Here is an 18,492-nt window from a genome sequence, read left to right as displayed (position 1 = left end):
TTTAAAATATTTAATATCTGATGCTCTGTAAATCGGCTGCGTTTCATCGTTTCTCCTCCTCTTGCCTATTATGCCGGAGAAACTCTAGTTTTAAATGGTGCTATTTTACGGGAGGGTTACAACTGCAACATTTAATACTTAGGAATTTAGGCAAGCTTGGATGATTTTAAGCAGAAATACAATTACTTAGGATGTTTACAAGCTACCAGGTAAATTGCATGACTTTAATATAAAGCAATATTTTGAGTTTTATTCACCAAACCAAAAATATTTAATAATTTCACTTGATGGAGCGATGAAAAAAGTTCTAAGATTGCCCAAAGGAGCCAAGCTCAGCTGGTATAGTAAAAATTCAAAAATTCTTCATCATTTCTCTGGGCACACTTAAACGAAATTAATGTCGCTTCTGTTGGGGAATTCGGACTCTAGATGCCTATTAAAATAGATTTAGACCATCCCATTTTTATTTTGAAAGACAAAGTAGAAGAAGCGAGTTCTTTCTTATTGGAAACCTTTGGGTTTAATTATTTTCAATATCTTCGTTGTTATGCGGATGGTTCAATAAACTGTTTAACGAATAATCCAGGCTTGTTTGCACATACTAAAGACTATCATGATCAACCCATTGTCTTTTCTTCTTTTGAAGAAGAGCATGAAAATGTGCCTTTCTACTGGTTTCTATGGGATGAAGCATTACCTCCAACAGCACCCTTACAACTGGCCAGAGAGAAATTTAATTTTCATAATGGCTTAACCTTGGTGCGACGTACTAAAAATTATTATGATATGATCGCTGTCGCCTTACCGCATGAACATTTCAATCCTGGTTCGTTTTATCTAAACAAACTAAAAGTCATAGAACAATTCATTTATGACTTTGATAAACAAAACAAAGATTTACTGCACATTATGGACAAGAGTGCTATTGCTCTACCGAAAGCCTATAGGGATGTAAATTATCAAGGCATGTGCTTAAGCCAGGGAAAAATTAAAGTTACAGGCAAAGCAGGAACCACTTATCTGACAACACAAGAATTGGCCTGCCTACAATTTGTTTTGCAGGGCTTTTCCTATAAACAAATTGCGCACATACTAGAAATCTCCTCACGAACGGTAGAAACCTACCTTAGCAGAGTAAAACAACGCACTGGTTACGTATCTTATGCTGAACTTGAAAGGATGATGCACCCTTAATGTCCGGGCATATTACGGACAGATTCACCTTCTAAAACCTTTTATAATCACCTCAACTTTTATTAATATGGAGATGTCATTATGAAAATAACAGAAAAGCCTACTGAACAACTGTTTAGACAATTTTGCGAAGGTTATAAAAAGCGTGATTTGTCTTTTTTATTGAGCTTATTTACCAAAAACGCAAATCTATGGGGTTCCGGGCTTGATGAATACCGCGAAGGCTTAGAGGAAATTGAAATGCAATTACTCAGGGATTGGAGCCAGTCAGAAAATGGTGAAATTGAAATCATAAAATTTGTCCCTACCCCACAGGATGCTTTATGGACTGCCGCAATTTGCAATGCTCACATAACCATTGATGGTACCAAACATACTTTTGCACATTTACGAGGTACGTTGATTGCTGAAAAAGAAGATGGTGTTTGGAAAATTGCACATACACACTGCTCTTTCCCTGATTATCGCAATGCGGAAAACGCTTCTTTCCCAGTGAATAATTAAAAAATACTTACAATCTATTCCTTTGATTAAATCATTGCCATTACTCTACAGTGTGGCAATATGCGTCTAGATTATGAAACAAGGTCCCACATGATTGATAAAAAAAATCTCATGCTATTGGTGATGGTCGCCATTATGTATACAACAGTATGCATGGAAACCGACATTTATGTACCTGCTTTCCCAGACATGAAACTCTTTTTCCATAGTACTGCGGATGCTATTCAAAACGTATTAAGCATCAATTTTGTGGGTATTTTTATTGGTAGCCTGCTGTTTGGCCCTCTTTCCGATGTGTTTGAGCGAAAAGGCATACTACAACTTGGGCTTGGATTATTAACCTTAGCCAGCTGGGGTTGTCTTTGCACAACCGATTTTGATATTTTTCTTCTCTGCCGTTTAGGACAAGGAATCGGGGCTGCAGCGCCGATGGTAGTTACTTTTGCCATGCTACTGGAATCATACCCTCCGCAAAAGGTCGCTCAATTGTGTGCGGGCATGAATCTTTTTATTGCTGGTGTCATGGCAGCAGCTCCGATTTTGGGCTCCTTTTTGAACATTTATTTCGGTTGGCAATCCACTTTTTTACTGATTGCCATTCTCACCACTGCCTCTCTGGTTGGGAGTATACTTTTCATTGATGAAACCCTTCCGAGTGGTGAACGCAGCGCCCTATCCATCCCCAGCATTCTCAAAAGCTATGGTATCGTGCTAAGCAGTTTCCCTTATATGGGTGCTGCGTTAGTATGTTATATCCTTTTTAGTACGCTTATTTTATTTACTGCAAATCTTTCTCTTATTTTTATCGACTTTTTGGGAGTTTCTAAGACTAGTTACGGTTTTTATCAAGCCATGGCGCCGGGATCTTTTGCCTTATTTTCATTCTTAAGCATTGGGATCATTGAAAAATACGGGATGAATAAAACAAAATATATGGGGCTAATCACTAGCAGTCTAGGCGCAATATTATTACTGCTTGCCTGCTATACAACGTCCAATCCATTTTTAATTTGTGTAGCAATGGTTATTTTAAGCGCCGGTATTACCTTAGCTGCCTCTATTTACGGGATACAATCTGCGAATGTGTACCCGGAAATGCGTGGCATTGCAACAGGTATGAGTAATGCATTACGTTACGTCGTCATCGCTGTAATGGTTGGGCTTGGTATGCATGCATTCAATGGCTCAATAAGGCCTGTAGCATGGTTGATCAGTGGAGCAATTATCGTCGCTTGCATTTTGGCAGCAGGATTAGTACGAAAAAAACCTGGGCATACAGTAGAGGAAGTAGCGCTTCTAGAATAGCCACTCGTTCAATTTTAGCAAAATCCTCTGGGTAACGAACACGCGTGGTACCTATAGGTTGCTGGTTAAAAGCAAGAGGTAATGAACGCTACTTAAATCGAGCCCATCGACTTCCTCAGGAATGGGGACGTGTTACCTTTCTACAAATACTTGATGCCGACTAGCAAATCACATTTGCATATCTATACCAGCAGAAACCTTTTTTATTAAAGCATTGCCATTTGCATTCATTCATATACCTCTTTTCTAGCATCATTGCTGAAACTCAAACTTAATCTAGCAGGACCATCGGGTGCAAGTGCATCTGGCCACCATTTTATTCCATGCGGCTTCACAAACCACTGGCAGAGCAAATTAAGATTCGCTGTTACCAATGGCTTGAACATGAATTGCCTATTTAAATATTCTGAGCGCTCCAATTTGCCTGTCCCAATAGCCAAAGAATAAATGGTTAATATCTTTGGCAAATATACCGAAACTGCGGCAATCCTCTCTTGCACAATAATAATCTATGCTCAAAGTATTATCTTTTATGAATGTAAGGCCAGGTCTATGCAGGCGATGATACTGGAAGCACCCCGGCAAAAATTAAAGTATGCTGAGGTGGAAAGACCGGAAGCAAAAGAAGATGAAATTCTGATTAAAGTCAGTGCATGCGGCATTTGCCGCACGGATCTGCATGTGGTCGATGGAGAATTAAATCAGCCAGCCTTGCCCCTTATTCCTGGCCATCAGATCGTTGGAACCATTGCGAAGATGGGAAATAAAGTGACTGGTTTTAGCGTCGGGCAACGCGTCGGTGTGCCATGGCTTGGTGGAAGTTGCGGGGTGTGCAGATTTTGCCGCAGCGGGCGGGAAAATCTTTGTGATGCTGCCCGTTTTACGGGTTATCAAATAAACGGAGGTTTTGCACAATATACAGTTGCCAATTATCGTTTTTGTTTTCCCATACCAGAAGGCTATTCTGATTATCAGGCGGCTCCTTTATTCTGTGCCGGTTTAATTGGGTATCGTGCCCTGCTAAAGGCAGGAGATGCGCAACGATTAGGCATTTATGGATTTGGTGCAGCAGCTCATATCTTAATCCAAATAGCCCGCAAACAGGGGCGGGAAATTTACGCATTTACGCGCCTGGGAGATAAAGCCGCGCAAACTTTTGCTTATCAATTGGGTGCTAAATGGGCTGGCGCTGCTGAGACAATACTTGCGAAACCTTTGGATGCTGCCATTATTTTTGCCCCGGCAGGGAAGCTTGTCCCTTTGGCTCTGCGCAATATTGTAAAAGGCGGTACTGTCGTTTGTGCGGGGATTCACATGAGTGATATTCCAAGCTTCCCATACGCCATTTTGTGGGGTGAGCGCACTTTATGCTCTGTAGCCAATTTAACGATAAAAGATGGTAAAGAATTTTTAACCTTGGCGCCATCGATTCCGGTGAAGACAGAAATCCATCTTTACCCTTTGCTGCATGCCAATGAAGCTCTCGATGATCTTCGCCATGGCCGGTTTACCGGAGCTGCAGTCATTGTAGTGGATTGACTTGCGCAGCCTTTGTGCCTGTCATGGCTATTAAAACTAGCAGGCTTAAGTTATTTGCAGGTAAGCTTTTACAAATAATTCATATAAGAACTAACCAATAAAAAACTTCGTTCGCTGCTCACATCATATATTTTGTTACTTCGTCAAGACTGTTTTTTTTGTTTTTATTTAGTTACCATCTACGCTCTGCGAAAAGAGATCCGTATGAATTTATTTGTGGATAATTTTTTTCTCATGCCGCGCTTTCTGCAAAACACCTTGTTTTAAATTTTTAAACCCTCAGTAAATACAAGGGGCATGGCGTATTTTCTTTTTTCATTGGGGAAAATGGTTATCCACAAAATCTGTGTATAACTCTGTGAGTAGAAGATTAAAATCCTTGAAAAAGAATCCTCTGGTTAGATGTACAATAATTTTTCATCTCTTGCCAAGCTTATATGTTAAGGGAAATAACGGTTTCGTCTTCTTTTTCAGCACACATTTGCAGTAGTCTTGGGCTGGGGGCTTGCATAAAGCTGAAAGGCTGTACCTGGGAAACAGGGTTATCATTTGGCTTTAATGCCTGCAATTGTTTTAATTCTTCATGGTATTTCTTAAGAAATGTTTCATGATTTGAATTTAACTGCTCATAAAGTGTCCCACTCTCTTGCAACTGTTTTTTGATTACTGCCAATTCTTGTTTAAGCAAAATATATTCTTCAGATTTTTTAATTGCTTCTTCCGTACCATGGTTTACAAATTGCTGCAATTGCATAACAAACATTTGTTTATGCTCATTATCTTGGATGTAAGCATCCGATATCTCACCCGCAATCCCCCTCAATTGACTGTTTATTTCCTTTAAATTTTCAATTTGCTTCGCTGTTTTTGTTTTAAATTCTTCCAATCTTGCCAATGACTGTGAATATGCTATTTTTAATTGCGTAAATTCACCCTGAACTTCAGCCAAGCCCTGCACGTCTTGCGACAGCAACTGCACTTGTTGCGTTAATTCTGCAGTGGAACAGTTTAACTTTTCATTTTCCCGCTTAAATTGCTCAACTTCCTGGCTCAGTTGTATTTTAAGCTGTTGTAAATTTTCAATAATCCCACCTAAAACTCCTACTAATCCAAAAATGCCTTTCTTAAGACTGTCTTTGGATATCCTCGCGCTTTCATAGTGCTCATCAAAGATATAACTGATAATCCCATATGCCACTGCAGAAACCACGGTGATCAAAATGAGCGGCAACAAATGCCCCAAAACTCCCAATGCCAGCAAAGTCCCGAAAAAACCAACCCCAGCCAGAATTTTTTGCCAAAGAGGCACCTCACCTCCCCAAAAATTGGCCCACCTGCCTATCATGCTGGAATTATGGTAAGTAGTATCGATCATTGCATCAAGATGCTTTTTTATGTTGTGAATTTGTGAATGCACTTCTTCCATTTGTAAATCCTTCTTGGGAATAGAAGTAGTAACCTCAAAATCAGCAAGCACAGTTTGTACCATATATTTTTCCCTATTCGTCAAAAGCAATTCCTTCATGCCTGCCAAAAGCAAGCAAACGCGGCTAACTTAAATTTTCAGCTGGCAAAGCTTTGCTTTATCGTTGCACGTATCAAGTTTTATTCTTTTCATTCCGCCATCTATTTACTAAGATGCAAGCATTAACCCTTTTTCCGTAAGCAATGCATGCTTAACCGCTTGTTTTAACTAAAAATATCTTCTTACAGTTGCCAGTATTCAAAATGTGGAATTATAAGCACACAATAGCGGATAAGCCCAGTGCTGCAAAAATCTAAAGGGGAGTGATTTTACTTTTTGCAGCCAATACATGGCTGGTTTTTGCAAGATGGTGAGCAAGAGGCAAGAAACAAAGTTTGTGCCCATAAGCATACAGGCACAATTCACCTTGGGCAAAAGTGCATTAAACTCGCTTACAGCGACGAGTCATGTTCATCCATCATATAGGCAATGATATCGCCGGGCTGGCAATTTAAATGAGCGCAAATTGCTTCCAGTGTCGAAAAACGCAGCGCTTTTGCCTTGCCATTTTTTAGAATGGATAAATTAGCTTCGGTAATTCCTATGGCTTCTGCCAATTCTTTCAGGCGACATTTCCGCTTGGCCATCATCACGTCTAAATTAACAATTATTGGCATGACACATCCTTAAATTGTTAACTGAGAATCAGTTTTTAATTGATTGGCTTCTTTAATGATCCAGGAGGCTACCAAAATAATACAAGCCGTTAACAAAGTAGCAATATTGGTGGTGCCCAGCGTTACGCTTATAACCCGCTCGCCTGTCTGATTATTAAAACTCAGTGCCGCCGTAAGCATGGGTTGATAAATTAATTGCACCAGCTCCCCCAGTATCATGTAAATTCCTATCGCTCTGATTAATTTTATATTTTCTTCTTCAAACAACTCTCCTCTTTCATACAAGCCAAATAATTTGGCCAACTTATTGCAAATGAGTACGGTGATCGACAAGGGCAATAATTGAATCATTAAAATGATAAAGCGATGGATGAGGGAGTAATGAGAAGTACCTTGTATATGCTTGGATGATATCATCGGCGACCAGGCTCCCCACTCAATGATACGCTCTAGGTGAAAAAGAATAAAATAAGCGGAAGTCAGAGGGATAGCCCAACAAATGAAGGTAAAGAAAAGACGCAAAAGGCGGCTGGTCCGTTGTATTTTTTTCATGGCAATTCCTTTAAATTAAACACCACCGTATTATAAATAAAAATTATCGTTTATCAATAAAAAATTATTCTAAAACGCTATTTCAAAGCGATCTTTGCCAAAGCTTCATGATAATTTTCATAACCTGCCTGCAATTAAAGAAAAGTGCGAAAGCCGGCAATTTCATTTAAAATGCCAGTTCCTTATTGTGGCCACCCCAACATTATTACAATGGCAGTCTGTGTCTCGAACTGAACGATTATTTGCTTTAATTCAACTTTTACGCTGTCACCGGCTTCCAGTGAGTGGGGCAATTCTTGCTGAGCGATTAGGCGTAAGCCTGCGTACGCTTTACCGGGACATTGCTACCTTGCAAGTTTTTGGTGCTCCTATCGAAGGCGAGCCTGGCATGGGCTATGTCTTGAAGCCAGGATTTATGCTACCCCCTTTAATGTTTTCAGAAGATGAAATTGAAGCGATTGTTCTGGGAGCGCGTTGGGTTACCAAGCGCGCTGACTCGCAATTAAAATTTGCGGCGCAAAACGTATTGGCAAAAATCGCAGCCATCTTGCCTGCAGAATTACAAACCCAGCTGGAAACCTCAAGTCTTTTGGTTCCTCCCGGACAACACCAGAAAAGCAAAGACACTGATTTGATTCTTATCCGTCAAGCGATCCGGCGCGAACGCAAATTAAAACTGTACTATCAAGATTTACAAGGCAACTATTCCGAGCGCATTTTATGGCCCATCGCACTTGGTTTTTTTGATGAAATCCAACTGATGGTTGCATGGTGTGAGTTAAGGCAGGATTTTCGCCACTTTCGCACGGATCGGTTCCTGCAATTGGAGCTTGTAGATATACGTTATCCGCAACGCCGGCAAACTTTGTTAAAGAAATGGCGAGCGCTTAACAACATTCCGCAACAATAAATACATCAGGCTACTGACAAAAACTGGCAGCAGCATCCCTTAAGCTTAAGCCATCATCAATCCACAGGAGCTTAAAAATGTCCCTTTCCCCTAAAGCCAATTTACAATTGATTTACGTTTCAGATATCGCACGTTCCACTCTTTTTTACAAAACAATTTTCAATGCTGAGCCCGTATTTTCAAGCCCGCGCTACGTAGCATTCGCTGCCGGAAATGAGGCATTATTTGCTATTTGGACTGGGGGAACACCGCCAAACACAAGTAGCGAGCGCTTTTCGGAAATAGGAATCATGCTGCCTACAAATGCAGACGTAGACAATTTATTTGCAATCTGGTGCAAACTTCCCGATATGCATATCATGCAAGAACCATCTACTGAAGTGTTTGGCCGCACTTTCCTCGCGAAAGATCCTGACGGCCATATTATTCGGGTATGCCCCATAGATTAATAGGGCTTATAGCTGGCAATTTGCTTAAAGCGGTTTTCAATTTCTTCTTTTAATTCTGGATTGGCGCAATGGCCAATGACATTGTGGACAATCCAAACTTTTTCAGGGCTCGCCTGAGCTCTTTTAATTGCCTCGGCAGCTATGGCCATAATATAAGCAGGATTAATCTGGTTTTTAGTAACCAAAATTTGTAACTGTAAATCAGATGCTTCTTCGAGCTTGCCAGTAAACTGATAAGGCTCATATGCGGGCAGGGAAAAAAAATTTTGCGAGATCATTATGCCAACCTCTGCTCCTGCAGAATAAACCTGCATGGAAAATACGCGAAAATTTCCCTCATTATCAGCTAATTCAATCGCATAACCCTGACTTTTAAACCAGCTTAACAATCCTGCTGTTTTTTCGGTTAAATGTGCCAAACCCACGGCAAGCAACATATTACTATCTTCAGCAAGCTCTTGCAGGATTCGATAAAACCAATTTTGGTTTCTTTTAGCCACAGGAATACTGCTGGTTTCACACAAAAAATCCTTTTTAAGATAATTTTTCCGGGCAGCACCTACCCTTTGCACCAGTGTTTGCAACACCGTACTTAAGCTATCTGTGCTTTGTGCAAAATTACGTGCATAGAAATGTAAGATTTGTGAGAAAAGATCGCTGCTTTCTTCAAGACCGACGATGGCCTTCCCCGCCTTTTTATATTCTTCCCTTAATTGTACATCCATGGAATTTATGCCATCTGTCTGGGTATAAATTCCATGAATCATCCCGAATATAAGCTCATCCTTTACATTGGCAAGATCTTCACCTATTTGCCTTAATTCAAATTGTAAATGATGTAAAATTTTTTCCTTAATAAAGGTTTGCTCTGCAGAAGATAACTTTAAAAACCTGCTTTCTTCGGCAACCTTCCTTTTATAAATCTTAAGCGGTAATTTTATAAAATCCTTTACCATTTCCGGTACCGAGAAGTTTATTCTTTCCATTAATAATTTCTTGGGTTTACATAATAAACTTTGAATTTGCGGGGAAAATACATCCAGGGTATGAGCATGGCAGGTACCCAAAATTAAAATCTGTTTTTCATCTTTACTGGCTCTGAATAGCCACGGGACTGCCGCTTTGAGAGATTCAGGCTGTTGCATACTATCAATTATCAAAGCAATAAGGATAATTATACAACAGAATACAAATCCTATCTTAATAATATTGTATTATTTATAAACTTGTTAACCGGTAGGCTTGCAATATTTTATCAGGTATCCGCTTTCTCATATGCTTTTCCCTGTTGTTCTCATATAATTGCCAAATTCCCAACCCATTCATTTAAGACATTATGAAACAAAATATAAATGCCGGATATCAAGGGCAGCCACAGTTGCCGCAGACAGAAACTAATCCACTAACTTCTTATTTTTCACAGGATTTTCTTAATCTACCACCTTATTGGCCAGGAAAGCCAAATCCAAGACCAAGCCCTGAGGAAATCCTAGGCCCTTTTCTGCCGCAGCGCTGCCCATTTCCAACTGGTTTCCCAAACCCCATATTGCCCATGCCGGCTTCCACGCCAACTACAGTTAATCCGCCGCCAATGCAAGTTCCCTTTCCCAATCAGACAGGGGTTAGCTACCTGCCTGCGCAAGCAGACTTTAAAACCCTTGCACATCCAGCTTTACAAGCATCATTCGCATCTTATGCATCGCCAGCCGCCGCAGCCAGCACTGCTAATGCACGAGCGGGAGTAGCACCGCGGCATAACCCAGAAACGGAACACAGGGTATACCGAATGCATGAAGAACTGGCAAACAATGCATTGAATCACTCTGCTGAAACGCAGCAACTGTCAAATCAGGCGAGCTTTACTGGTCGTTTTTTTACACCCGTGCCAGTACAAAAGAAAACGATTAACTGTGGAGAGCCTTCCAACCAGTTAACGCGTCGGTAGAGCTTTCGGCCTCAATATAAGAGGCCGAAATTTTCTGAGCATGCAGGCAAATCAACCTTAAAAAGAATTCTACTGCCCAGACTGCTTAAAATAGGCAAACAAGTCATCGCAACCGCCAATATGCTCTTCATCAAAAAAGATTTGCGGTACGGTACGCCGCCCGGAACGGGCTATCATGTTTTCACGCTCCGCGTCATCCAAATCCACGCGAATTTCTGTGTAAGGTATCCCTTTTGCCTGCAAAAGCTGCTTGGCCCGCACGCAGTAGGGGCAAGTAGCTGTGGTATAAATTAAGGCTTTCATAAATATCCCCGAATTAATTTGACATAAGCACCTAGAAGCGTCCAAGTAAATGTTGCATTCTTAATATTAGTCTCTTGCTTTAAAATAAATAGCTAATGCTTAATAAAATATTATGCGTATAAAGATGCGATAAACTTGGTCCGTTATACGTAATCGGTTGAGAAATTACAAACGAAGTTCCCGATACAACAATACTCTGCTGTGTGCCAACAATCCCCTGCCCTAAGCTGCTTCTCCCCCAATCTTCAAACTCATAACCTAGCGATATATTCCAGTTATTATTGAGGCATTTTTGCAAACCAAGGCCCACGCTGTAGGTGAAACTGAACGATTGCGTATTATTCTCAAACCAAGTGGCTGAAAAATTGGGATCGACTGTAGGCGCTGTACTGAAACCGTGTGATTTATTAAATGAAGCCCCCAAGGAACCTGTTAAAAACGGTTGCACTGAATTCCAAAAAGGAGCAAAAATTAATTTATCGCGAATGACTGCTTTTCCATGATTCACATTGTATTGATAGCTTGAGCCGGTGGGAACGGCATTTACACTCACCGTGCCTTTTATATTGGCATCACTTGCGCCGCCAAAAGCGACCCCAAGCTGGTTGAGCACACCATTAGGAAAGGGCCATTGCAGGGCAAAAAAAACTTCCCCCGTACCCATTACTTCTGTTTTTTTATGCGCATTGTAAGTATTTGAAAACGTATTCGTAACCGGTATCGAACCAATAATAACGGGGGCGCCAGTACTGCTGACGCCAATAATGGGAATATTTTCAACTCGTGATAAATAAAATGTCTGATTTTGCCCAGGGTTAGCCAGTGCTACTCCTCCTGTAAGCGTGATCACCCGGGTAAATGAGCTGCTCCAATCATCATACCAGTCACCCAGTGCAAAAGCAGAAGAACAAAAAAACAACATGAAAGCTGTAGTAATCCTTTGCAATTTCATCTTTTTATCCATAAAAAATTTTTAACATATTATCTTAAAATCAATAAATTATCTTCATCAGGGAAAAATTTTTCTGCTCTAAAAACAAACATGATAAGCATAGGGTACGCTGCAAATTTTATGCAATAATTGCTGCTTTTCAGATAAAAAAACCACTATGAATGCCCATATATATCAAAATCCGGATAAATACAGCCAGAATAATTCGCTTCAATATCATTTTGCCATGAAAACTTTAAGCAAAATTTCTTTCGATACTAAAGCAAGAATATTAGACATCGGCTGTGGTGATGGGGTAATCACTAAAAAAATCGCCGATATGGTGGAGGCAGGGTGTGTCATTCAAAAAACGAGCTGGAGCGCTTTTTTAGTGCTGCCGGGGCGCATATTAAACAAGTTCCTGCCGAGCGGAAAAGCGAATTCCTAAATGATTTTGTAACTGCCTACTGCCAACAAGCCGGTTGTGCTGCAGATGCTATACCAGTCAGTTTTTGGTGCCTGCAAATTCTTGCTGTAAAAACGTGATTAAACAAGGAATGCAAGGTACCCAATATCCAGGTTAGATTCTCGGTGCATCGTAACTCGAAAAAACATAACCAATTTCTGCCATATTTTGCTTGGGCAATACAAATTGTGGGTAAATAGCACACACTTTTTCATGCACTCTTTTTATGTCGCTTCGCGTAAGGCAAAATTGTTTGCTAAACATTTTCTCCGCCATAACGGAGCGCACTTCATTCAAGTAAGGAGCAATCGCCCTGGCTTTTTCTATTTCTGTCTCATAGCATGCTGTGTTTAAATAGTGGGCGACCTCGTGCACAATGGTCAGAGCCAGATCAGCTGTACTCATTTCTGAATTTAAATAAATATTAGGGGTTAGCAAAACGCCTTGGGCCATGGATTCTATTTGTTTTACCGTGTCTGCAGCCGGAGGAAATAAGTCAGGAAGCTCGATATTTCTGAGAATCTGCAAACCCTTTTTTATATGAAAAAAATCCCTTTCTGTCATTTCAGCGAATGGCTTAAGCGCCACTTCGCCCGATACGATGGCGCTATATACTTTACCAGCAATCAACGATTTATTGTTTTTAATCACTGTGAGTGCTGAAGTTAATTTTTCGAAGAAATTAGCAGTGGCAGCCGCCTTAAAAAAATTATTAGAATATTGTGGATGCATGTTGAATACCTGGGAATTACAGGTTGAAACCGCTTGTTTCAACTCTTGAAACCATGCCAGAATTAAAGTCTAGGCGTATCAAAACTTGAAAAAACATATCCTATGGCTTTGGTGTTTTCACCCGCGGCTACATATTCTGGATACAATCTTGTAACTTTTTCATGGACTTTTTTTACATCATTGCGCGTCAAACAAAACCCCTTGGCGAATGCTTCTTCAGCCAAAAATGAACGTACTTCGTCACGATAGCATGCTATTTCGCATTGTTTGGTTGTCAATTCTTCTTCCCAAATGTCGGTATTTAGATAATGAGTAACTTCATGAACAATGGTTAAAGCAATCCGCCTTGAGGAGCCGCGGGAGCATAAGTAAATGCAATCATGAACGATAAACCCTCCCAGTTTGTTCTCTATGATGTTCAAGGTTTCCTCTGCGGGCGGGTATTGTTCAGGAAGTTCAATTTCACTACTTTCTGCAATGGCTTTCCTGACTTCTAAAAAGTGCTCTGCTGATAATTGCTTAAACGAGTGAAGCGAAACTTGTTTAGTCTTGATGGCTTCATAAACTTTTTCGGCAATGAATGATTTTTTTTCCCTGATTGATTTAACTGCAATTTTTAGCTTCTGTTGAAATGTCAGTTTACGCGAAGATTTATTGAAAAATGTGATATGGTTCATAAATAAATAAAAAATTTTAGTATGTTAAATTAACAAAAAAATATAAATACTTACATAGTAGAAAAATATTATACACTATATGTATTAAATTGGCAGGGAAACCTGCAGCTGCTTTCAATATTGAATACCTTCACAACTTTCCTGGCAGAAGCATCAATGCTTGCAATCATAATGAGCCCTAAAAGAAAAAATCACTGGTAAATTTTATTCCCCTACATTTTGCATTGTTTTTCACAACATTTAAAAATAAAATGGGTCCGTTTTATCAGGGGACCCAACCATGCGCTTGAATCGCAATATTACTGCCTGCATCATCGGCAATGTGCTTGAATGGTATGAATTTAGTTTATTCGCTTACTTGTCCCCAATCATTGCCCAATTATTTTTCCCCACACAAAATCCCGGCGTAGGCTTATTATCCACTTTACTGGTATTCGCCGCAGGATTTGTCATCCGTCCGCTGGGTTCTATTATTTTAGGATATTTGGGCGATCGTTTTGGCCGTGCAAAAACTTTAAAGCTTACGATCTTCTTAATGTCGATTTCTTCTGTACTTACCGGATTAATACCTACATTTCAGCAAATAGGAATACTTGCCCCCATCCTATTGGTTATCTGCCGCTTGCTGCAAGGCTTCTGCATCGGAGGTGAATTCGCAGGTTCAATGATTTATTTATCCGAAGCAGCGCAAAATAAGCAACGCGCTTACATCAGCAGCATGACGAATAATGGCTGTAATATCGGCGTTTTAATCGCCGTGGTTGCCTGTGCGCTGCTTACTCATTGCCTGTCAGAATCCAATATTCTGGCGTATGGCTGGCGAGCTTTGTTTATTTCAGGTGGGGTATTGGGTTTAACCGGGCTGTGGTTGCGGCGCGACTTGCCTGAATCCGAAACGTTTCAAACTCTGCAAAAAAATATCACAGAACCTTATCATCCGGTAACGTATGTTATTAAGCATCAACGCAAGCGCATGCTGCATGTCATTTTACTATTGGTCATCAGCGCGTGCGGAAGCTATACCCTGATGGGGTACCTTTCTACTTATATGTATACCTATTTGAACGTATCCATGCATACGGCTTATCACATGCAAATTTTATTTATTCTTTTATCTTTGATTTTTCTACCATTTTTTGCGCTTCTTGCTGACAGATATGGGCGCAAAACTGTGCTGATATTTGCCACAACAGGTTATTTGCTGTTTGCTGTCCCTTGTTTTTGGTTCTTGCAATCCACGCCATTATGGTGGGTTTTGCTTCCCCTGGTGATTTTTTATAGTGCCGAGCAAGCCGTAATGCCGGTGGTTATTGTTGAAATGTTTCCTGGCAAAGGCCGTTATACGGGCATTTCCCTTGCATACAATCTGTGCATGGCAACCGCCGGCGGCTTTTCCCCTGCATTGAATACCTGGTTAATCAATCATTTTAGCGACAATTTAATGATTGCTTATTATGTGATGGCATGTGCCTTCATATCGTTTGTTATGGCTTTAAAATACTTACCCAAAACGTATGGCGCACACCATGATTTGAGCCTGGCTTAGCCATGGCATTAAGGCCTGCAAATATGCAAACGTGGCTGTCCATCGGGTTCAGGAATTTTACATGGATTTTAAGGAGAAAAGATGTATCAGAAGACCTATTCCAAGTTTGGCCCCCGTATCTTTTTTTCAAGCTTGCTTACTCTAGTCTGCATGCAAGCACAAGCCGGCATGATGGGCAGTCTGCCACCAATTGCTCCTTGGGACGGCTTTTACGCCAGTGGACTTCTAGGCGGAGCCTGGGGCGAACAAGATTGGAATTATACCAATCTTAATTATTTTAATACGTTGGGCCCCATGCTGATAGGAACAGATTTTTCTTTCAATTCTAAAAGCGTTCTTGGGGGTGTTAACCTTGGCTATAATTATCAGCCAAACGATTGGTTTGTTGGGATTGAAGGCGCTTTAATGGCTGCAGATTTAAATCCAACGCGTGTCAGCCCTTTCTTTGCGATCGATCGCTACACTTCCGACCTCAATGCTTTGGGAACCTTAAAAGGACGTTTCGGCTATGCGTATGACGAATGGCTTTTTAACGTCAATGGCGGACTAGCCATTGCAAATGTTAAATTAACGCTTAGAGACACCCTCGTGGGCATTAGTGCATCGAGCTCACGCAGCTGGCGGCCTGGTTGGGTGTTGGGCGCCGGAGTGGATCGCAAACTCACCCCCCATTTCTCTATTGGTATAGGGTATGATTATTCCCAAATAAAATTTAATAAGACGCTTACCTGTCCAAGCTGCGGTACCGGCACTGGCCAAGGCACGCCTGTTGTAGAGGGTAAAATAGGCATACAAACTCTTCTTGCGCGCTGCAGTTATTGGTTTAATGCTTGATAAAACATGGGCATCACAGCAAAGAATGGCAAAGTATTTACGGCGTTCTTTTGAAAGCGCATACTCGTTATTTCATGAATAATTGAGTAAACGGCATGGTAGTTATTTATTTGCAAACACAAGCAGGGATTCAAGCTGAAGAATTGTCTTTGCAAGACACAGAAAAGCTTGAAAGCGCAGTCTGGATTGACTTGATTCATCCGACGCCGGAAGAGGAACATGCTCTTGAACAATACTTAAAGCTCGATATCCTACTAAAAAAGAAGTTGAAGAAATCGAGCCATCCAGCCGCTTATATTTTGAAAACAATGCCTTATTCATGACGGCAACCATGGTGGCTTATTCCGAATCCCCTGGAGTGAAAACAGACGTTGTTACTTTTATTCTCACTGAACAAAAACTCATTACCGTACGCTACATCGAATTAAACGCCTTCAAGTTATTTTCAGCTCACTTGCTTCGCTCGAAAAAAGAACAAAATGGGGAAGCTTTATTAGTTGGCTTGCTGGAGGCAACGATTGATCGCCTGGCCGATATTTTAGAGAAAATTAGCCATAAATTTGATGAAACATCTGCCTATGTGTTCCGGCAGCAGCAAAACCATGCCATCATTCAGGATGTAGACTATAAGCAAGTTTTGCAAAACATCGGCACCAGTGGCGATTTACTGACCAAAGTCCGTGAAAGTTTAATCTCATTTACCCGCCTTATCTCTTTTCTGGAGCAGACCCATTTCACACTCGCTACCAGCATCCGCCCTGCTCTAAACATCATTAGCAAAGACGTCATTGCATTGAGCGATTACGCTTCCTTCCTTTCTACTAAATACAACTTTCTTCTCGATGCAACGTTAGGTCTTATTAATATTGAACAAAATAGCATCATTAAAATTTTCTCAGTAGCCGCTGTCATTTTCCTGCCCCCTACCTTAATTGCCAGTATTTATGGCATGAACTTTCAGCATATCCCGGAATTGAAATCTTACATCGGCTATCCGGTTTCTCTGATTTTAATGTTTTTTTCAGCGTGGCTGCCTTTCCGGTATTTTAAAAAGAAAAAATGGCTATGAACTGCAATAAAAATAAGCCAACTGTAAGTACATTATTCAATATTCTTAAATACATTTGCCATGCTAACCGCAAATTTTTGAGTAAATTATGAAAGTTTTTGCACAACTTTTAGTTTTATTATGGACTTTTGCCAACCAGGCTTGGCCACTTGGTGGCACAAGCATGCATTTCCAAGTTATTCCCTTAGGCACTGGAGGTGGTGAACTTGAAGACAATTTATCCGCCTATCTCGTTGCCCCAGTGAATTCCCATAACTGGGTCGCCTTGGACGCAGGCACTTTTTGCAGTCAGATAAAAAAAATTAAATTTAAAGATTATATTGCTGCGCTGCTCGTTTCGCACGCACATTTAGATCACATCAGCGGCTTTATCATTTGCTCAACAATGGACACCGGGAAAACTATTTTAGGCACGGATGTAACCATCAATCATTTACGTGATCATTTGTTCAATTGGAAAATTTGGCCTAACTTTGCAAATGAAGGCATCCCTCCCCTCCTTAAAAAATATCATTATCAACGCTTGCAGGAAGGCGTAACCGTAGCCATACCAAACACCGCAATGCGTGTACAAGCTTTTCCATTGAATCATGGGAATCATCCATCTACTGCATTTTTGCTGGAGGCAGCAGGTTATTACCTGCTCTATTTGGGTGATACAGGTCCTGATGCGGTGGAGCATGGCAATAAATTAAGGGCATTATGGGAAAAAATTACGCCTTTGCTGCAGAAAAAGAAGCTGCTTGCATTATTCATTGAATCTTCCTATGCAAACGAACGTCCTGATACACTGCTATTTGGGCATATGACACCAAAATGGCTGATGAAAGAATTAGATATTCTTGCTCACCTCGTCAACCCTAAACACCCGCAAGGTGCTGTTTCCGGTTTAAATGTAATTGTAACCCACATCAAGCAAAGCAATGAGGCTAACCAGCTTGCAAACCAAATTTTGCAGCAATTACAAGAAAAAAATAATTTAGGCATTCACTTTATAATTCCAAAACAAGGCCAACGCCTAACTTTCTAATCCTCAATGTGCACAAGGCTTGTGCACATTTTTTTATTTTTAGAATGCCCCTGCACTTGTATAAAAATGTGCCATAATTAAGATGACCTGGCATAAGCTATTTACCTTTTATAATCATGAATTGCTTATCAATCAGGCATCACAGGTTTGATTTATCCGGCAAAGGAAAAAGATGTTTACATACACAGCTGTTTTATCCATTGATTCGCAAGAAATCGCGAGGAAAACTGGGAATGACATGGAAGAACTTTATATTTGGATGCTATCCCAAGCTCATGGAAAGACAGGGCATTTTTACGGTTATATTGTCGATAATGAAACAAAGGAAAGAGTTAAAAGTTTTCGCACCAATTCTGTTGAATAA

The 18,492-nt window shown here is 40.6% G+C and carries 22 protein-coding genes; 14 read left to right on the top strand and 8 right to left on the bottom strand.

The genetic code is table 11. The features are described 5' to 3' along the window. The first annotated feature begins 429 nt into the window (after positions 1 to 429). From ELY11_RS01065 to ELY11_RS01050, 4 genes are all read left to right on the top strand, one after another. Positions 430 to 1,194, top strand: coding sequence for a helix-turn-helix transcriptional regulator (locus ELY11_RS01065; protein WP_127032336.1), 765 nt, complete (start codon positions 430 to 432; stop codon positions 1,192 to 1,194). Positions 1,195 to 1,275: 81 nt separating this feature from the next. Continuing rightward, complete coding sequence (locus tag ELY11_RS01060) at positions 1,276 to 1,698, top strand: nuclear transport factor 2 family protein (RefSeq protein ID WP_127032335.1); 423 nt, start codon at positions 1,276 to 1,278, stop codon at positions 1,696 to 1,698. A gap of 90 nt (positions 1,699 to 1,788) precedes the next feature. Then, entirely contained in the window at positions 1,789 to 3,003 is a 1,215-nt protein-coding gene (locus ELY11_RS01055) for an MFS transporter (RefSeq protein ID WP_158615157.1), read from the top strand. Positions 3,004 to 3,555: 552 nt separating this feature from the next. Then, complete coding sequence (locus tag ELY11_RS01050) at positions 3,556 to 4,542, top strand: zinc-dependent alcohol dehydrogenase family protein (protein ID WP_127032333.1); 987 nt, start codon at positions 3,556 to 3,558, stop codon at positions 4,540 to 4,542. Positions 4,543 to 4,975: 433 nt separating this feature from the next. On the opposite strand, the gene ELY11_RS01045 is transcribed toward ELY11_RS01050, so the two are convergent. The 3 genes from ELY11_RS01045 to ELY11_RS01035 all read right to left on the bottom strand — a co-directional run bounded on the left by ELY11_RS01045 (position 4,976) and on the right by ELY11_RS01035 (position 7,236). Further along, on the bottom strand, positions 4,976 to 6,031 hold the full coding sequence (locus ELY11_RS01045; RefSeq protein WP_127032332.1) for a synaptonemal complex protein 1: 1,056 nt from the start codon (positions 6,029 to 6,031) through the stop codon (positions 4,976 to 4,978). A 428-nt stretch (positions 6,032 to 6,459) separates the two neighbouring features. Further along, the gene (locus ELY11_RS01040; protein WP_126953323.1) at positions 6,460 to 6,684 is read right to left on the bottom strand and encodes a helix-turn-helix domain-containing protein; all 225 of its coding nucleotides are present in this window, start codon (positions 6,682 to 6,684) and stop codon (positions 6,460 to 6,462) included. A 9-nt stretch (positions 6,685 to 6,693) separates the two neighbouring features. Beyond that, entirely contained in the window at positions 6,694 to 7,236 is a 543-nt protein-coding gene (locus ELY11_RS01035; RefSeq protein WP_126953322.1) for a DUF2975 domain-containing protein, read from the bottom strand. Positions 7,237 to 7,456: 220 nt separating this feature from the next. Between ELY11_RS01035 and ELY11_RS01030 the strand changes: the two genes are divergently transcribed. Both ELY11_RS01030 and ELY11_RS01025 read left to right on the top strand, forming a co-directional pair. Further along, positions 7,457 to 8,146, top strand: coding sequence for a helix-turn-helix transcriptional regulator (locus tag ELY11_RS01030; protein ID WP_126953321.1), 690 nt, complete (start codon positions 7,457 to 7,459; stop codon positions 8,144 to 8,146). Between the two features lie 77 nt (positions 8,147 to 8,223). Continuing rightward, positions 8,224 to 8,595 carry a VOC family protein gene (locus ELY11_RS01025; RefSeq protein ID WP_126953320.1) on the top strand — a complete coding sequence of 124 codons (372 nt, stop codon included), beginning with the start codon at positions 8,224 to 8,226 and terminating at the stop codon, positions 8,593 to 8,595. Here ELY11_RS01025 and ELY11_RS01020 read toward each other — a convergent pair. Beyond that, positions 8,592 to 9,740 carry a TraB/GumN family protein gene (locus ELY11_RS01020; RefSeq protein WP_127032331.1) on the bottom strand — a complete coding sequence of 383 codons (1,149 nt, stop codon included), beginning with the start codon at positions 9,738 to 9,740 and terminating at the stop codon, positions 8,592 to 8,594. The genes ELY11_RS01025 and ELY11_RS01020 overlap by 4 nt on opposite strands. Before the next feature lie 191 nt (positions 9,741 to 9,931). Here ELY11_RS01020 and ELY11_RS01015 point away from each other — a divergent pair, with 191 nt between their 5' ends. Beyond that, the gene (locus ELY11_RS01015; RefSeq protein ID WP_126953318.1) at positions 9,932 to 10,540 is read left to right on the top strand and encodes a hypothetical protein; all 609 of its coding nucleotides are present in this window, start codon (positions 9,932 to 9,934) and stop codon (positions 10,538 to 10,540) included. Positions 10,541 to 10,609: 69 nt separating this feature from the next. Here ELY11_RS01015 and grxC read toward each other — a convergent pair whose 3' ends face one another. Both grxC and ELY11_RS01005 read right to left on the bottom strand, forming a co-directional pair. Next, on the bottom strand, positions 10,610 to 10,843 hold the full coding sequence (gene grxC / locus ELY11_RS01010; protein WP_126953317.1) for a glutaredoxin 3: 234 nt from the start codon (positions 10,841 to 10,843) through the stop codon (positions 10,610 to 10,612). A gap of 79 nt (positions 10,844 to 10,922) precedes the next feature. Beyond that, a complete protein-coding gene (locus tag ELY11_RS01005) occupies positions 10,923 to 11,795 on the bottom strand; it encodes a hypothetical protein (RefSeq protein WP_127032330.1) in 873 nt (290 codons plus the stop codon). Positions 11,796 to 12,128: 333 nt separating this feature from the next. Between ELY11_RS01005 and ELY11_RS01000 the strand changes: the two genes are divergently transcribed. Then, positions 12,129 to 12,320: a hypothetical protein gene (locus ELY11_RS01000; protein ID WP_126953315.1), complete on the top strand. Its 192-nt coding sequence runs from the start codon at positions 12,129 to 12,131 to the stop codon at positions 12,318 to 12,320. A gap of 34 nt (positions 12,321 to 12,354) precedes the next feature. Here the strand turns inward: ELY11_RS01000 and ELY11_RS00995 are convergent, their stop codons facing one another. Beyond that, complete coding sequence (locus ELY11_RS00995; protein WP_126953314.1) at positions 12,355 to 12,972, bottom strand: hypothetical protein; 618 nt, start codon at positions 12,970 to 12,972, stop codon at positions 12,355 to 12,357. Between the two features lie 62 nt (positions 12,973 to 13,034). Beyond that, positions 13,035 to 13,649, bottom strand: a complete 615-nt coding sequence (locus tag ELY11_RS00990) for a hypothetical protein (protein ID WP_127032329.1) — start codon at positions 13,647 to 13,649, stop codon at positions 13,035 to 13,037. Between the two features lie 280 nt (positions 13,650 to 13,929). Here ELY11_RS00990 and ELY11_RS00985 point away from each other — a divergent pair, with 280 nt between their 5' ends. The 6 genes from ELY11_RS00985 (at position 13,930) to ELY11_RS00965 (ending at position 18,492) form a co-directional block, all read left to right on the top strand. Continuing rightward, on the top strand, positions 13,930 to 15,195 hold the full coding sequence (locus ELY11_RS00985) for an MFS transporter (RefSeq protein WP_126953312.1): 1,266 nt from the start codon (positions 13,930 to 13,932) through the stop codon (positions 15,193 to 15,195). An 81-nt stretch (positions 15,196 to 15,276) separates the two neighbouring features. Next, positions 15,277 to 16,029, top strand: a complete 753-nt coding sequence (locus ELY11_RS00980; RefSeq protein WP_127032328.1) for an outer membrane protein — start codon at positions 15,277 to 15,279, stop codon at positions 16,027 to 16,029. A gap of 95 nt (positions 16,030 to 16,124) precedes the next feature. Beyond that, a complete protein-coding gene (locus tag ELY11_RS12455; protein WP_199741498.1) occupies positions 16,125 to 16,352 on the top strand; it encodes a hypothetical protein in 228 nt (75 codons plus the stop codon). After that, complete coding sequence (locus ELY11_RS00975) at positions 16,349 to 17,098, top strand: CorA family divalent cation transporter (RefSeq protein ID WP_233579536.1); 750 nt, start codon at positions 16,349 to 16,351, stop codon at positions 17,096 to 17,098. Before ELY11_RS12455 ends, ELY11_RS00975 begins: the two co-directional genes overlap by 4 nt. Before the next feature lie 88 nt (positions 17,099 to 17,186). Then, positions 17,187 to 18,128, top strand: coding sequence for an MBL fold metallo-hydrolase (locus tag ELY11_RS00970; RefSeq protein WP_126953309.1), 942 nt, complete (start codon positions 17,187 to 17,189; stop codon positions 18,126 to 18,128). Between the two features lie 172 nt (positions 18,129 to 18,300). Continuing rightward, positions 18,301 to 18,492 carry a hypothetical protein gene (locus ELY11_RS00965; RefSeq protein WP_126953308.1) on the top strand — a complete coding sequence of 64 codons (192 nt, stop codon included), beginning with the start codon at positions 18,301 to 18,303 and terminating at the stop codon, positions 18,490 to 18,492.

The organism is Legionella septentrionalis, assembly GCF_003989745.1.
GTDB lineage: Bacteria > Pseudomonadota > Gammaproteobacteria > Legionellales > Legionellaceae > Legionella_A > Legionella_A septentrionalis.
This window is presented reverse-complemented; position numbering and strand designations above follow the sequence as displayed.